Consider the following 215-nt stretch of genomic DNA (forward strand, 5'->3'; position numbering starts at 1 on the left):
TTGTGGCGAAGTGGTTAACGCACCGGATTGTGGCTCCGGCATTCGTGGGTTCGATTCCCATCAGTCGCCCCATTTTTTCTTAAATAAATTAATATGCGGGTGTGGCGGAATTGGCAGACGCACCAGACTTAGGATCTGGCGCCTTTGGCGTGGGGGTTCGACTCCCTTCACCCGCACTTTTAATAAAATATCTCATAACATGTCTTGCGGAAGTA

At 49.3% G+C, this 215-nt stretch carries 1 tRNA gene; it reads left to right on the forward strand.

From position 1 onward, the window contains the following. Positions 1-95 precede the first annotated feature (95 nt). A tRNA-Leu gene (locus JDS81_RS30150) sits at positions 96-176 on the forward strand. Positions 177-215 lie beyond the last annotated feature (39 nt).

Origin of the sequence: Bacillus cereus group sp. N31, from assembly GCF_016483245.1 — a bacterium.
GTDB lineage: Bacteria > Bacillota > Bacilli > Bacillales > Bacillaceae_G > Bacillus_A > Bacillus_A toyonensis.